The organism is Aquimarina atlantica, from assembly GCF_000626715.1.
GTDB classification, from domain to species: domain Bacteria; phylum Bacteroidota; class Bacteroidia; order Flavobacteriales; family Flavobacteriaceae; genus Aquimarina; species Aquimarina atlantica.
Genome location: NZ_AQRA01000012.1, coordinates 93,314 through 108,871 on the forward strand (window position 1 = coordinate 93,314; position 15,558 = coordinate 108,871).

The 15,558-nt window shown below is 33.2% G+C and carries 18 protein-coding genes; 8 read left to right on the top strand and 10 right to left on the bottom strand.

Annotated elements, in window-relative coordinates; genetic code table 11:
- Positions 1-52: 52 nt before the first annotated feature.
- The 10 genes from ftsY to ATO12_RS22260 all read right to left on the bottom strand — a co-directional run bounded on the left by ftsY (position 53) and on the right by ATO12_RS22260 (position 6,772).
- Positions 53-1,006, bottom strand: coding sequence for a signal recognition particle-docking protein FtsY (gene ftsY / locus ATO12_RS22220; RefSeq protein ID WP_034246856.1), 954 nt, complete (start codon positions 1,004-1,006; stop codon positions 53-55).
- Between the two features lie 121 nt (positions 1,007-1,127).
- The gene (locus ATO12_RS25590) at positions 1,128-1,280 is read right to left on the bottom strand and encodes a DUF4295 domain-containing protein (RefSeq protein WP_074408704.1); all 153 of its coding nucleotides are present in this window, start codon (positions 1,278-1,280) and stop codon (positions 1,128-1,130) included.
- A gap of 6 nt (positions 1,281-1,286) precedes the next feature.
- Positions 1,287-1,469 carry a 50S ribosomal protein L33 gene (gene rpmG, locus ATO12_RS22225; protein ID WP_024771295.1) on the bottom strand — a complete coding sequence of 61 codons (183 nt, stop codon included), beginning with the start codon at positions 1,467-1,469 and terminating at the stop codon, positions 1,287-1,289.
- A gap of 26 nt (positions 1,470-1,495) precedes the next feature.
- Positions 1,496-1,735 (bottom strand): 50S ribosomal protein L28, encoded by a 240-nt coding sequence (gene rpmB / locus ATO12_RS22230; RefSeq protein WP_025667520.1) that lies wholly within the window; start codon positions 1,733-1,735, stop codon positions 1,496-1,498.
- Between the two features lie 353 nt (positions 1,736-2,088).
- Positions 2,089-2,835, bottom strand: coding sequence for a dienelactone hydrolase family protein (locus ATO12_RS22235; RefSeq protein ID WP_034246858.1), 747 nt, complete (start codon positions 2,833-2,835; stop codon positions 2,089-2,091).
- Between the two features lie 170 nt (positions 2,836-3,005).
- Positions 3,006-4,247, bottom strand: a complete 1,242-nt coding sequence (locus tag ATO12_RS22240; protein ID WP_034246860.1) for a CinA family nicotinamide mononucleotide deamidase-related protein — start codon at positions 4,245-4,247, stop codon at positions 3,006-3,008.
- Between the two features lie 2 nt (positions 4,248-4,249).
- Positions 4,250-4,588: an Hpt domain-containing protein gene (locus ATO12_RS22245; protein WP_025667517.1), complete on the bottom strand. Its 339-nt coding sequence runs from the start codon at positions 4,586-4,588 to the stop codon at positions 4,250-4,252.
- Complete coding sequence (locus ATO12_RS22250) at positions 4,589-5,200, bottom strand: fumarylacetoacetate hydrolase family protein (RefSeq protein WP_034246862.1); 612 nt, start codon at positions 5,198-5,200, stop codon at positions 4,589-4,591.
- A 24-nt stretch (positions 5,201-5,224) separates the two neighbouring features.
- The gene (locus tag ATO12_RS22255) at positions 5,225-6,004 is read right to left on the bottom strand and encodes a 3'-5' exonuclease (protein WP_034246864.1); all 780 of its coding nucleotides are present in this window, start codon (positions 6,002-6,004) and stop codon (positions 5,225-5,227) included.
- An 81-nt stretch (positions 6,005-6,085) separates the two neighbouring features.
- Positions 6,086-6,772 carry a metal-dependent transcriptional regulator gene (locus ATO12_RS22260; RefSeq protein ID WP_034246866.1) on the bottom strand — a complete coding sequence of 229 codons (687 nt, stop codon included), beginning with the start codon at positions 6,770-6,772 and terminating at the stop codon, positions 6,086-6,088.
- Positions 6,773-6,865: 93 nt separating this feature from the next.
- On the opposite strand from ATO12_RS22260, the gene ATO12_RS22265 reads away from it, so the two are divergent.
- From ATO12_RS22265 to ATO12_RS22300, 8 genes are all read left to right on the top strand, one after another.
- Positions 6,866-9,049, top strand: coding sequence for a TonB-dependent receptor (locus ATO12_RS22265; protein WP_051576031.1), 2,184 nt, complete (start codon positions 6,866-6,868; stop codon positions 9,047-9,049).
- 12 nt (positions 9,050-9,061) lie between these two features.
- On the top strand, positions 9,062-9,541 hold the full coding sequence (locus ATO12_RS22270) for a thioredoxin family protein (protein ID WP_034246870.1): 480 nt from the start codon (positions 9,062-9,064) through the stop codon (positions 9,539-9,541).
- Positions 9,531-10,448: a metal ABC transporter solute-binding protein, Zn/Mn family gene (locus ATO12_RS22275; protein ID WP_051576027.1), complete on the top strand. Its 918-nt coding sequence runs from the start codon at positions 9,531-9,533 to the stop codon at positions 10,446-10,448. The genes ATO12_RS22270 and ATO12_RS22275 overlap by 11 nt, the downstream gene beginning before the upstream one ends.
- A gap of 27 nt (positions 10,449-10,475) precedes the next feature.
- Positions 10,476-11,216: a metal ABC transporter ATP-binding protein gene (locus tag ATO12_RS22280; RefSeq protein ID WP_025667510.1), complete on the top strand. Its 741-nt coding sequence runs from the start codon at positions 10,476-10,478 to the stop codon at positions 11,214-11,216.
- Between the two features lie 5 nt (positions 11,217-11,221).
- A complete protein-coding gene (locus ATO12_RS22285) occupies positions 11,222-12,352 on the top strand; it encodes a metal ABC transporter permease (protein ID WP_034246872.1) in 1,131 nt (376 codons plus the stop codon).
- The gene (locus ATO12_RS22290) at positions 12,345-13,505 is read left to right on the top strand and encodes a metal ABC transporter permease (RefSeq protein ID WP_034246874.1); all 1,161 of its coding nucleotides are present in this window, start codon (positions 12,345-12,347) and stop codon (positions 13,503-13,505) included. Before ATO12_RS22285 ends, ATO12_RS22290 begins: the two co-directional genes overlap by 8 nt.
- Before the next feature lie 84 nt (positions 13,506-13,589).
- The gene (locus ATO12_RS22295) at positions 13,590-13,964 is read left to right on the top strand and encodes a hypothetical protein (protein WP_051576028.1); all 375 of its coding nucleotides are present in this window, start codon (positions 13,590-13,592) and stop codon (positions 13,962-13,964) included.
- A gap of 209 nt (positions 13,965-14,173) precedes the next feature.
- On the top strand, positions 14,174-15,451 hold the full coding sequence (locus ATO12_RS22300) for an MFS transporter (RefSeq protein ID WP_034246875.1): 1,278 nt from the start codon (positions 14,174-14,176) through the stop codon (positions 15,449-15,451).
- Positions 15,452-15,558 lie beyond the last annotated feature (107 nt).

Here is a 15,558-nt window from a genome sequence, read left to right on the forward strand (position 1 = left end):
GAATACTTCTCGCCGCCTTTTTTAACCTTTTTTAACTATTTTGTAACAAATATTATTTGAAGAAAGAATCTACAAATTCATATTTATTGAATATCTGAAGATCTTCTATTCCTTCTCCTACTCCTATATATTTTACCGGAATTTTGAATTGATCACTTATTCCTATTACAACCCCGCCTTTTGCAGTTCCATCGAGTTTGGTTACAGCCAACGAAGTAACTTCTGTAGCTGCTGTAAATTGTTTTGCCTGTTCAAAAGCGTTTTGACCTGTAGAACCATCTAAAACCAGTAATACATCATGAGGAGCATCATCTATAACTTTTTGCATCACTCGCTTTACTTTTGTTAGCTCATTCATCAAATTAACCTTATTATGTAATCTACCTGCTGTATCTATAATGATAACATCTGCATCTTGGTTTACTCCAGATTGTAGAGTATCAAAAGCCACCGAAGCAGGATCACTCCCCATATCTTGTTTTATAATTGGAATATCTACCCGATCTGCCCATACTTGCAATTGATCGATTGCTGCTGCCCTAAATGTATCTGCTGCACCCAATACCACTTTTAGCCCTTTTTTCTTTAATTGATAGGCCAATTTTCCGATAGTAGTGGTTTTTCCTACTCCATTTACTCCAACCACCATCATTACATAAGGTTTTTTATTTTTTGGAATTTCAAAGTCTGTAGCCTCTCCGACATTAGTTTCAGAAAGTAAACCAGCAATTTCTTCACGTAGGATTTGATTTAACTCATCGGTTCCAAGATACTTATCCCGTGCTACCCGGTTTTCTATACGTTCTATAATCTTAATGGTAGTTTTAACTCCTACATCACTTGTAACCAATATTTCTTCCAGATCATCTAAAACATCATCATCTACTTTAGATTTACCAGCTACTGCCTTACTTAATTTAGAGAAAAAGTTGGTTTTGGATTTCTCTAATCCTTTATCTAGTGTTTCTTTTTTTTCTGAAGAAAATATTTTTTTAAAAAGCCCCATTTGTACTATTCAATATGCTAGAAATTAAAAACTAAAACCTTTGGATTGCTTAAATATAAAAAGAAAGAGCCATTTCAATACAATTGAAACGGCTTCTTTTTAAAATATCGTGTACAGAGATTTACTTTTTCTTTAAAAAGTCGTTAACCGCTTCTGGCGGCATAATTGACTCTACAAAAGTATAGGCTCCTGTTTTAGGAGATTTTACCATTTTTATGGCTTTCGTTAATCTCTTTGATCCTGTCTGTAATGATGCTACTGATTTCTTTGCCATCTCTTATTATTTTATTTCTTTATGAACCGTCATTTTCTTCAAGATAGGGTTAAATTTCTTCAATTCTATTCTATCAGGAGTGTTCTTTTTGTTCTTAGTTGTAATATATCTTGATGTACCCGGTTTACCAGAAGCTTTATGCTCTGTACATTCTAAGATTACCTGTACTCTATTACCTTTCTTTGCCATTATAAGTATCTTTTAAAATAAAGAGATTATTTATTTAAGAAACCTTTTGCTCTTGCCTCTTTTAAAACAGCAGAGATTCCGTTCTTATTTATATTTTTTAATGCTGCGGTTGACACTTTAAGTGTTATCCAGCGATCTTCTTCTGGAATATAAAAACGCTTTTTAATTAAATTCGCATTGAATTTACGTTTCGTTTTATTCATCGCGTGGGAAACATTGTTTCCTACCATTGCTTTTTTACCTGTAAGCTCGCAAACTCTTGACATCTCTTCTTAATTTTGGTATTATTTCAAAACAGGGTGCAAATTAACGAATTATTTACCGAACCACCAATAATAGTTTCGTAATTTTTCTTCTTTTTTTTAGTTTTTTCTTGCTGCTTTAGAAAAATGAAAAAACAGGTGTTTTTACGTATTTCAAAAATATAACAATACATCTATCTTTACAATAGTTAGTATTACAATTGTAACTAACTACTTAATATGGGGTAATTAAGTAGTAAACGAAGCGGGTCATTTAAAAATGACCCGCTTTTTTGTCGTGCTTTATATCATACAATATAAACACACACTAAACACCAATAAAACCTAACTAACCTAATTTAAACAAAACTTATTTTTTAAAAACTTTGATCTGTATATTCAACACTTTGACTCCATATATTATTTTCTATCTGCGCCATAGAATGATTTAATTCACTTACATATTGTGCAGCACCATAATCATTTTTACCTTCGGCTACTACAAATGTTATATCGCATCCCAAATCTTTTGCTGCATTAACATTTTTATAGGCTTTCTTTATAGAAAAATATCGATCTTTTGTTCCGTGAACAACATAGATAGGAGTATTTATTTTATCCGAAACTTCAAAATTAGATGCTACAACAATGAGAGCAGAGAATAGATGATCATTATCTTTTACGAGTTTAATTGATTGCAAGGCCCCATTGCTATATCCTATTAGAATAATTTTTTTATCATCTATTGGATAGCTATTTCGTGCAGCGTTTATAAAATCAATAATAATATGCTCTAAAGCTTTTTCATCTGGTCTTTTCCATGAAATTTTCGGGCTAAAAACAATCCCTTGTACATTTTCGATTCCTGGAATAATAAAATCCTTTTTAAAATTTGGGTATTTCTTTGCACCTACCCCTCCCGGAAGTACAATATAGACAGGTAACTTTTCATTCTGATTATTCTCTGGCAGAATAAGATCAAACTCTCCTTCGTATACTGCATTAAAAGTTTCCATTTCTGAACCAAACACCCTATTATGTGCTTTTCCAGCTACGCTTACAGTTACAAACATTCCTATTAATAAAGAAAATATCGTTTTAGAAGAAGGAATTAAAGTTTTCATAGTTATCAATATTGTTTTGATTACTGTAAAACTACTTCTGTTTGTCGTTTTAAAACATGTTTTATCGTTCAGTCGCGCTTTTTTGTCGATGAATTGCAAAAATATATAGATAAGCAATATTAATGATACGGTTTAACCGTAAGAACACTTAAATTAGGTAGTATATAATGCTAAAGTAATGTATTAAGCAAAAGTTCGAACGATTTATTTACTGCTTTACCAATGGTTCGCTCTCTAAGATTACTGAAGACATATTGCTCTGAAAAAACACCTTTTGGGGTGGCTATTGCAATAAAAACTGTTCCTACTTCGACATCTCCATCACCTTTTTCTGGACCGGCATTACCTGTAGTAGCAATAGCATAATCTGATTTAAACTTTTCTTTTACTGCCAAAGCCATAGCTTCTGCGACCTCGATGCTAGTTACAGTATGTTTTTTGATAATCTCGGGATCTATACCCAATATATCTATTTTAGATTGTGTAGCATAGGTAACAGCTCCGCCATTAAAATAGGCAGAAGCGCCTGCATTGGCTGTAAACGATTGTGCTATTTTGCCTCCGGTACAACTTTCTGCTACAGAGAGTGTTTTACCTTGCTTAATCAATAATTGACCAATTCTCATCTCTATAGTTTCGTCTTCTTCATACCCAACAATTATATCTCCTATTATTAGGTTTAAGGCTGATACCTTCTTTTCTATGGTATCCTCTAGAAGCTTTTTATCATTTCCTCTTGCCGAAAGACGAAGTCTTACTCTTCCTAAATTAGGCAAATATGCTAATTTAATATATGAGGGTAGATCATTCTCCCAGTCTTCAATTTTTTCTGCTACTGTACTTTCGCCCATCCCATAAGTAAGTATCGTTTTATGAATGATATAAGGTCTGTTAAATCTTTTTTGTAACCTGGGTAGTACCTCATCTTTCATTAATCCTTTCATTTCGTAAGGTACCCCGGGCATAGATATAAAAACTGTGTTTTCTTTTTCCAGCCACATCCCGGGAGCTGTACCATAAAGGTTCATCAAGACGGTTGATTTACTGGGCACAAGGGCTTGTTGCTTGTTTACATCAGAAATTGGTGTAGCGATGTATTTAGCAAATAACTTTTCGACATGCTCAAGCACATCTTTGTTTTCTACTAATGTATCTTCAAAATATTCGCAAATGGTATGTTTTGTAATATCGTCTTTTGTAGGCCCCAGACCTCCTGTTATTAATACAACATCTACTCTATTACTAGCTTCTTCTATTGCATCGAGGATATGTTGCTTATCATCTTTTACAGATGAGATCTGATGTACATCTATACCTATTTTATTAAGCTCTTTACCTATAAATGCAGAATTAGAATCAATGATTTGTCCAATCAGAATTTCATCTCCTATAGTAATAATTTCTGCAAGCATATTTAGCTAAAATCCGCTTTTAGGTCTTCGAGAGCTCCATTAACTGTAGATACAATATGATCCAGAATAGGTATGATCTGTTCTTTTTCTTTCTTCGTTTTCGACCAAGCTTCTATTTGTTTTATTTGTGCTAGAAGATCAATATCAAATAATTGAAGATTAGGTTTCATCTTATGAGCATATTGATATGCCATCTGTGGATTATCAGAATTTACAGCCTGAACCATACTATCAAGATCAGGCGGTATTTCTTCTAGAAAAGTCTGTACCAGGACAGCTATAAATTCGTTATCTCCTCCTGATAATTCATTTACATTTTTTAAACTATATCCTTTGCTCATTTATTTTACTTTTATTGAAAAAAATTGTTGGTTATTTATATATCCTGTCAAAATATCATTTGGTTTTACGACTCCAACACCAGCTGGCGTACCTGTAAATATAATATCTCCTATCTTTAAAGTAAAATATTTTGACACATATTCTATTAATTCATCGATCTTCCATAGCATAAGCCTTGTATTACCTTGTTGTGCAATTTCACCATTTTTCTCTAAACGAAAATCAATAGCATCGATATCTTCATATTCTTCTTTAGACACCCACTTTCCTATTACTGCTGCTCCATCAAAGGCTTTAGCTTTCTCCCAAGGAAGACCTTTTGCTTTAAGTTTAGCCTGCAAATCCCGTGCCGTGAAATCTATTCCAAGGCTTACTTCATTATAATACTTATGAGCAAATTTTTTATTAATGTACTTACCTACCTTATTTATTTTTACCAATACTTCGACTTCATGATGAATATCATCTGAGAAATCTGGAATAAAAAAAGGTTGTTTTTTTAATAAAATAGAAGTATCTGGTTTTATAAAAACTACGGGATCTTCGGGTCTTTCATTCTCTAGCTCCTCGATATGATCTGTATAATTACGACCTATGCAAATAAGTTTCATAATATAAAATGGTAAAAGAAATGATTATAGATTTAGGCTATTATTTAACTTACGAAGTCGAACTGCCGTAAGTACTTTTTTGGTATACAAAGGAAAATCTGCATTTTGTATCCAGCCAAAATATCCAGGTTCTTCTTCCATTACCTGTTCTACCAATTTTCCTTTATGTTTACCAAAGGAAAAAATTTCTTTTTTATTATCGTCAAAAGCTATAAAACCAGCAAAATCTGCAAACTGTTTTCTTGAACTAAATTCTGACAAGAACTTGGCGTCGTTTTCTAATTCTGGATAACGATCTAATTGTGCTTTTAACACTTCATAAGTAGCAAGTGTATCGGCTTCTGCAGAATGTGCATCTGTTAAATCCTTATCACAATAAAATTTATACGCAGCAGATAGTGTTCTTTTTTCCATTTTATGATAAATAGTTTGCACATCAATTGCAACGGTATTTTTCATATCAAAGTCCAGTCCCGCTCTTAACAATTCTTCTGCTAATAATGGTATATCGAACCGATTAGAATTAAAACCTCCTAAATCGCAACCTTTTATCATTTCACTAACTTTACTTGCTATTTTCTTAAAAACAGGTTCATTAGCTACCTTGGCATCATCGATACCGTGTACGGCTGTAGTTTCTGGGGGTATTGGCATTTCGGGGTTAACCAACCAGGTTTTGCTTTCCTGGGTGCCATTGGGAAATATTTTTAGAATAGAAATTTCTACAATACGATCTTTAGAAATATTTATACCGGTAGTTTCTAGATCAAAAAAACATATCGGTCTTTTTAAATTAAGCTCCATAAATTGATTGTGTGATACTCAAAGATAACAGCTATTCTTTAACATTCTTATAGACTAGCTCTATTTTAACATTTACAAAAACTATACAACCTTATTAACGAATACATTATCCGCAAATTTTCTTGTAACTGTTTCTATTGTATTATCAAATTTAATTCGAATTGATTTATCAAACTCCCGAACTTCGAGAATTTTTATTTCACTACTTAATGCCAATCCGATTTCTGATACATATTTTAAAAAATGAACAGAGCCATCATTTACAGCAACAAGTTGGCAAACATCTCCTTCTGATAAGGAAGAAAGTGTTATTTTAGGTACGATCGAATACTCCCCATTAGCATTAGGAATCATTTCACCATGAGGGTCTTTTTTAGGAAAATCCATAAACCGATCTAATTCATCAATCAACTTACGAGATTTAATATGTTCTAACTGTTCTGCTACATCATGAACCTCATCCCAGGTAAAGTTTAGATAATTACATAAAAAAGTCTCCCATAATCTATGTTTACGAATCAATCGAACTGCTACCGACTTACCTCCTTCTGTTAAATCTAATTTACCATACTTTTCGCTTACTACATAACCTTTAGCTTTTAACTTCTTAATCATGTTGTTTGTAGAAGCTGGAGAAACTTTAAGATAATCTGCCAATTGATTATTTCCCACTTTTACAGAAGCATCCTCTATAAGTAACTGAAATATAGCCTTTAAGTAGTCTTCTTCACTTTTTGTTAAATTATTCAAATTTAATTTGTTAGTCATAGCTAACTTTTTTAGTTTTGTCGAAATAATAAAACAAAATTACTAAACCTAATGCAATTACGTATAATAATCTTATTTGCTTTTGTAAACTACATGATTTATAATCCGTTACATTCTCAAGAACTCAATCAAACCAATACATTAAAAGGTGTGATATATGATGATAACGGAATACTTCCTTTTGCTAACATATATATAGAAGGAACATCTCTTGGTAGTTCTAGCGATGAAAATGGTGTATTTAGTATTGAAAACATACCTGTTGGAAATTATAAAGTAGTTGCTTCATTTACAGGTTACACACCTATTAAGAAAAAGGTATCTATAGTAGCAGGAAAAAATAAAATAAACCTTGTTATGTCACAAGGATCATCTCTGGATGAAGTAGTGATCACAGGAACATTAAAAGCTGTAAGTCGATCAGAAAGCCCTGTTCCCGTAGAAATCTATTCTCCAACATTTTTCAAAAAAAATCCAACACCAAATTTATTCGAATCCTTACAAAATGTAAATGGTGTAAGACCACAACTTAACTGTAGTATTTGTAACACTGGTGATATTCACATTAATGGGTTAGAAGGACCTTATACACTTGTGATGATAGACGGAATGCCTATTGTAAGTGGATTATCTACTGTTTACGGATTATCAGGAATACCTAATTCATTAATTGATAGAATTGAAGTGGTAAAAGGCCCTGCTTCATCCTTATACGGAAGTGAAGCTGTTGGAGGTCTCATCAATGTTATTACAAAAAATCCTAATGATGCTCCCGAGGTAAGTACAGATGTTTTTGCTACCAGTTGGGGAGAAACCAATATAGATTTTGGTTTTAAAACCAAATTAGGTAATGCTACTGCACTATTTGGTGCCAATTATTTTTATTATGATCAAGCTATAGACAATAACAATGATGGGTTTACAGACCTTACATTGCAGGATCGTATATCTATATTTAATAAGTGGAATTTTAATCGTAAAAGCGGAAAAAACTTTACGCTTGCTGGTAGGTTTTATTATGAAGATAGATGGGGAGGAGAAAATGAATGGAATTCTGATTTTAGAGGAAGTGATCAAATATACGGAGAGAGTATATATACTGCACGATATGAAATACTGGGCAATTACGAATTACCGGTAGAAGAACCTTTAACGCTCTCTTTTTCTTATACAGATCACGATCAGGATTCATATTATGGGACTGTATCCTACCAGGCAAAACAACGTATTGGTTTTACGCAGTTAACCTGGGATAAAAAAATAAAATCACACGATCTACTATTTGGAGCTGCTTACAGATATCAATATTATGACGATAACACACCAGCGACAACTTCGAATGGTCAAAACGATCCTGAAGAAACAAATACTCCCGGTATATTTTTACAAGACGAAATCACACTGGCCCCTAAACATAAACTATTATTAGGAGCAAGACTAGATTATCATAACCGACACGGAACCATTTTTACCCCAAGACTTGCTTACAAATGGAGTATTAATGACAAAAATATTTTTAGATTCAATGCTGGTACAGGGTTTAGAGTCGTTAATCTTTTTACAGAAGATCATGCAGCTCTCACAGGTTCTCGCGAGGTAATTATCGAAGAGGATCTCAATCCAGAAGAATCTTATAATGTGAACCTTAATTATATTAAAAAAATATTTTTTGACAACGGAACCTTTATTGGGCTGGATGCTTCAGCCTGGTATACCTATTTCACAAATGCTATAATTCCTGATTATGAAACAAATGCTGAAGAAATACGATATGGCAATTTAGATGGTCATGCAGTATCTACAGGAGTAAGCCTTAATACCGATATCAACTTTTCTAATGGACTAAAATTTACAATAGGAATGAGTGGACTTAATGTTTCGAATACAGAGAATGGAGTAACCACACGCCAGATACTTACAGAAAGTTTCACAGGAACCTGGGGAGTGACTTATAAAATACAATCCCTTAACCTAACAATAGATTATACAGGAAACGTATACGGCCCTATGCGATTAGTCACTCAGGGGCCAGATGATCCCAGAAAAGACAAATCACCGTGGTGGAGTATTCAAAACATACAATTCTCGCATAAAACCAAAAACAACATAGAAATTTACGGAGGCATTAAAAATTTATTAGACTGGACACCTAGTCGAGGAAATCCTTTTTTAATAGCCGGAGCCGATGACCCATTTGGACCAGATTTTGATACCACATACATATATGCTTCTAATCAAGGGATACGAGGTTTTTTAGGCGTTCGTTATTTCTTGTAAACTCAATACAAAATGAAAGCTTTTTATATCATATCATTCTTCATATTATCCCTTCTACATCAAAACGTAGCAGCACAGTTACAAATTGATTCTTTTGAGTCTATAGAAAACAAAATGACTATTACTCCCAAACCTTTGGTTATATTTATTCATACCGATTGGTGCATGTATTGCAAGAATATGGAAAATACAACTTTTAAGAATACTGATGTTATACAACAACTAAACGAAAATTTCTATTTCGCTTCACTAAATGGTGAAAGTCGTGAAACCATACACTTCTTAAACAATTCTTTTCGTTTTCAACCTAATGGAAACAAAACCGGAGTGCATCAATTAGCTAGAGAACTTGCCACAGTTAATAACCAAATTGGTTATCCAACATTAGCAATCCTAAATCACAAATACGAAATCATATTTCAACAGCAATCCTTTTTAAGCGCTAAAGAACTTATCAAAATATTAAATAAACTTTCTAACAATGATTCATAAAAAATTAATGCTATTACTTCTTATTTTCACATTTTTCTCCTGTAAAAAAGAAGTAAAAGACAAAAATCAAAAACTACAAGTAGTCACCACCACCTCTATGATCACCGATATGGTTAAAAACATTGGTGGAGATCTAATTGAAGTCGAGGGGTTAATGGGAAGTGGTGTCGATCCTCACTTATACAAAGCCAGCGAAGGTGATGTATCAAAATTGGTGAATGCCGATGTAATTTTTTATAACGGTTTACACTTGGAAGGAAAACTGGTAGAAGTATTTGAAAAAATGAAACATCAGGATATTAATACCATAGCTATAGGAAAAAGTTTAGATAAAAATACGCTAATTGGTTCTGATTATTTTGCTTCTAATTACGATCCTCATATATGGTTTAGTGTAGAAAACTGGAAAATTATAACGACGTTCGTTACCCATAAACTTACAGAGATAGATCCAAAAAATACTGAAGCTTTTAAAACCAATGGAAAAATATACTTAGCTAAGTTAGATGAATTAGAAAACAAATTAAAAAACACTATTGCCTCTTTACCAAAAGAAAAACGAATTCTGGTTACAGCACACGATGCTTTTAGTTATTTTGGGAAAGCATATGATTTTGAGGTAGTTGGTCTACAGGGACTATCTACTGCTACAGAAGCTGGAGTACAGGATGTTCAAAAATTAGCTAACTTTATTATTGAGAAGAAAGTAAAGGCTATTTTTGTAGAAAGCTCTGTTCCTAAACGAACTATCGAAGCTTTACAAGCCGCAGTAAAATCAAAAAATCATGAAGTTACCATAGGAGGTACATTGTTCTCTGATGCATTAGGTAATGCAGGAACAAAAGAAGGTACTTATATTGGGATGTTTGAATATAATGTCAATACTATTATTAATGCTCTCAAGTAGTGATTATATTGAATAAAAATTGTTTATATGAAAGAACAAAAAATCGCAGTTCAAATAGATGATTTAACTGTTGCTTACAATTACAAACCTGTACTATGGGACATTGACCTCGCCATACCAGAAGGTGTACTTATGGCAATTGTTGGCCCTAACGGAGCAGGAAAATCTACTTTGATAAAATCGATTTTAGATATCATTAAACCCATTGCAGGGAGTACTCAAATTTATGGGAAGCCATACAAGAAACAACGCTCACTGGTAGCCTATGTCCCTCAAAAAGGAAGTGTAGACTGGGATTTCCCAACTACTGCACTAGATGTCGTAATGATGGGTACTTATGGAAGCCTGGGGTGGATCAAAAGACCAGGGCAAAAACAAAAAAAAGCAGCTCTTGAAGCATTAGAAAAAGTAGGCATGCTTTCTTTTAAAAGCAGGCAAATAAGTCAGCTTTCAGGAGGACAACAACAACGTATTTTTTTGGCAAGGGCTTTAGTTCAAAATGCATCTATCTATTTTATGGATGAACCTTTTCAAGGAGTCGATGCCACTACAGAAAAGGCAATTATTAATATCTTAAAAGAACTTAGGAAAGCTGGCAAAACAGTAATTGTAGTACATCATGATTTGCAAACTGTACCAGAATATTTTGATTGGGTTACTTTTCTTAATGTAAAAAAGATCGCTACCGGACCAGTAAAAGACATTTTTAATGATGACAATTTAACCAAAACCTACGGAATTAATTACAAAGTTAGTATACAACAGTAAGAACTATGGATATAAAAGAATACATAGAACTTGTCTTTACAGATTACACTTTACGTACAATAACACTGGGCACAGCTGTACTTGGTGCTATTTGTGGTATGCTGGGTAGTTTTGCTGTATTACGCAAACAAAGTTTATTAGGAGATGCTATTTCTCATGCTGCATTACCTGGTATAGCAATTGCTTTTCTAATTATTGGCACAAAAAACAGTTCTGCATTTCTATTAGGAGCATTAATTAGCGGTCTAATTGGTACGTTTTGGATTCGTGGTATCACTAGTAAAACACACCTGAAATCTGATACAGCTTTAGGTCTTATATTATCATTATTCTTTGGGTTCGGAATGTTATTACTAACTTATATCCAGAAAATGCCCAATGCTAATCAGGCTGGTTTAGAAAGTTACCTTTTTGGACAGGCGGCTACACTCTTAGAAAGTGATGTATGGCTTATGGTTATTGTTACAGGAATCAGCTTAGTAGTTTTATTATTATTCTGGAAAGAACTCAAACTATTGTTATTTGATCCCGATTACACTAAGACACTGGGATTTAATACCAAATTCTTGGATATTCTTATCACTACGTTTATTGTAATTGCTATTGTATTAGGGCTGCAAACCGTAGGCGTAGTATTAATGAGTGCTATGTTATTAGCTCCTGCTGCTGCAGCTAGACAATGGACAAATAACTTAGCCGTAATGGTTATTTTGGCAGCAATTTTTGGAGCATTCTCCGGAGTTTTCGGAACCGCTATTAGTGCCAGTCATAACAACTTATCTACAGGCCCTGTAATTGTATTAATTGCCGGTGTGTTTGTACTATTTTCTTTTATTTTTTCTCCAGGTAGAGGGCTATTGTTTAGAGAAATTCGATTTAGAAAAAACAGAAGCGATCTTCAATTACATAAAACATTATCTTTTATGTATAATATTGCCAGTACACACGAAAATATTGCGCATCCACATGCCATTAAAATTTTGAATAACTTTCAGGGGTTCACCAGAAAATCACTTCAAAAATTAGAAGACAAAGATTATGTGAAAATTGAAGGAAACATGTGGTCTCTAACCGAGTCTGGGTATAAAACTGCTTCCAATTTATATAATCAACTAACAAAAGAAGAAAATGAGTAGCGCACAGATAGAAATACAATTAATCGCTAGCCTGGTAGCAATAGCTTGTGCCATCCCGGGAACTTTTTTAGTATTGCGAAAAATGGCATTAATCACTGATGCAATTAGTCATTCTATCTTACCTGGTATTGTGATCGGTTTTTTTATTACTCATGACTTATCGTCGCCTTTATTAATTATTCTTGCTGCTGCAAGCGGTGTCCTTACTGTAGTATTGGTAGAGTTCATCCAAAAGACAGGCCTAGTAAAAGAAGATACCGCCATAGGTTTAGTTTTTCCCGCCCTGTTTAGTATTGGTATTATACTTATTGCACAAAATGCAAATGATGTACATCTAGATGTTGATGCCGTATTATTAGGAGAACTTGCTTTTGCTCCTTTTGACCGATTACTTATAGGAGGTACAGATGTAGGCCCTAAATCTTTATGGATCATAGGCATTATACTACTGATCACATTAGGGCTATTATTTGCATTCTTTAAAGAATTAAAAGTTAGCACATTCGATGCAGGTTTAGCTTCTGCTCTTGGGTTATCCCCTGTAGTTATGCATTATGGATTAATGACAGTTTCTTCAATCACTACCGTAGGCGCTTTTGATGCTGTTGGGGCTATTTTGGTTATTGCATTAATGATCACACCTGCAGCTACCGCTTACCTACTAACAAATGATCTAAAAAAAATGCTCGTATTATCGGTTATCTTTGGGGTTAGTAGCGCTATTACAGGCTATTGGATAGCGCATGCGTTAGATACATCTATTTCTGGATCAATGACTACAGTATTAGGATTAGTTTTCTTATTCGTATACTTATTTGCTCCCAACAAAGGGCTATTCTCTGTGTTATACAGGCAAAAACAACAACGTATCGAGGTTTCTTTACTCACCTTTCTTCTGCATTTAGGAAACCATCAGGAAGAAGAAGAACGGCATGTAAAACATTTAAATGAACATATCAACTGGCAAAAAGTACAATCAAAATCTGTTTTAAATCTGGCACTCAAAAACAATATGATCACAATTAATAATGATATTGTTTCTTTAACTAAAAAAGGAAAAAACTTTACAACAGAAGCAATTGATTATATTGTAACTAATAAAAATTCTGAAATCGAAAACATGAAGGATCGATTTTTCTTATTTAGAGGGTAAAATTTACAAATTCTACTTCTCTGGTAAGAGTAATCACTTTTACATTTTTCATTTTAAAATGTATCTTTAAAAGAAAAAAGAGAAATGCTTATATCTTCACAAAAGACTTTAATACCACTCTCTATTTTATTTTATTTAATAAGTTATACTTCTTATACTCAGGAAAAACCTGTTCGTTTGATAGAAGAAAAACAGAAAAAAAGAACAATTCTATATGTTCAAAATGACACAAATACCGATAAGAGTGTATTCTTAAAAATAAATCCTATTGGGTATCGCAAAAGTGCGCAACGACCTATTATTAAAAATATCCCTGCCAAAAGTAAAATACAAATGTTGATCCTTATTCCGTTAGCAGATGTCGAATCCCATTATACATATAATTTGGTTGTAAATGAAGAATTAGAAACTATAGATGTAAAACACAGTAAAAGTTTAAAAAAGAAGGACAGTATTTAAATCATAGCCTTATAAAAAGTTTTGATTTTATATCCCGAAGTGATTTCTGTATCAGACCTCACAGGTTTTTAAAACCTGTGAGGTCTAATAGTAGCCTGATAATATAATTTTGAATCGGAACAATTATTTTTTGTCATGTACTTTGAAAATGTATTTCACATAGAAATCTATATATTTAGACTTAAAAATATAATCCACTTCTATACTTTATGAATCAAACAAAACCACCATGGTATTTTCTTTTGCTGGTCATTTTAGCAGGAGAATCTGTTTTTATACTTCCATTTGTTCTTTCGCGAGTATTTAGACCAACGGTACTCGAGGTATTTAACTTAGATAATATTCAGTTAGGTATATGTTTCTCTATTTATGGAACTGTAGCTCTAATATCCTACCTTTTTGGCGGCGCATTAGCCGATAAGTTTCCTCCAAGAAAATTAATAGCAACAGCACTATGGATGACTGCTTTAGGAGGATTGATTTATTCCGGTTTCCCTAACTATACAATATTAAAAGTACTGTATGGTTATTGGGGGTTTACCACTATATTTTTATTCTGGGCTCCCATGATTAAAGCTACTCGTGTTTGGGGCGGCAACACTTCTCAAGGTAAAGCATTTGGTTTTTTAGACGGTGGTCGGGGATTAGTTGGTGCTTTATTCGGAGTCTTGGGGGTATTTATTTTTTCATTATTTATTACTTCAGAAATCTCTGAGGCGACGACTACTGAAAGTAAAGCTGCTTTTAAATATGTAATCTTAGTATCCTCTGGCATTGTTAGTATTGTAGGAGTATTGGTTTGGTTATTTATGAAAATGGATCATGAATTAGAAAAACAAATTACAGTAGAGAAAATTACAATATCCCAAGTACTGGAAGTATTGCGTCTACCTTCTGTTTGGTTACTCATGATTATTATTTTATGCGCTTATGTAGGTTACAAAATTACCGACGTATTTTCACTATATGCTCAAGATGTCATGCTATATGATCAAGTACAATCGGCTCAAGTAGGTACTTTTTTGTTATTTATTCGACCCATTATTGGCGTTTTCATTGGAGTATTAACCGACCGTTCGCAAACCACTTTTTGGTTACTTATTAGTTTTATAGTTTCATTCTTCGGTGCGTTATTGTTTGCCCTGGGTATAATCTCTGATTCTGAAACAGCTTTATTTTTTATATCAATTTTAGTGGTAGCTACAGGAGTATATGCAGCTCGTTCTTTATACTTTGCAGTAATGCAAAAAGGAAAAATCCCATTGGTTTTTACAGGAACTGCCGTTGGGATTATTTCTCTTATTGGCTATACTCCTGATATATTTGCAGGACCTGCAATGGGATATCTCCTAGAAAATTCACCTGGCCCAAAAGGACACCAACATGTATTTTGGATGTTAGCTTTATTTTCTTTTATTGGTGGTCTCGCTGCCTGGTATTATTATAAACTATATAACACGCAAAAAAACAAGTTTAAGAAGGGATAAAAATCAACTACGATTTCTTCCCTTTGGTCATAACACACAAATCAACAATCAATCTATTAATCACAAAACTCATATTAATTACGATCATAATTATATGTTTCAAAAAC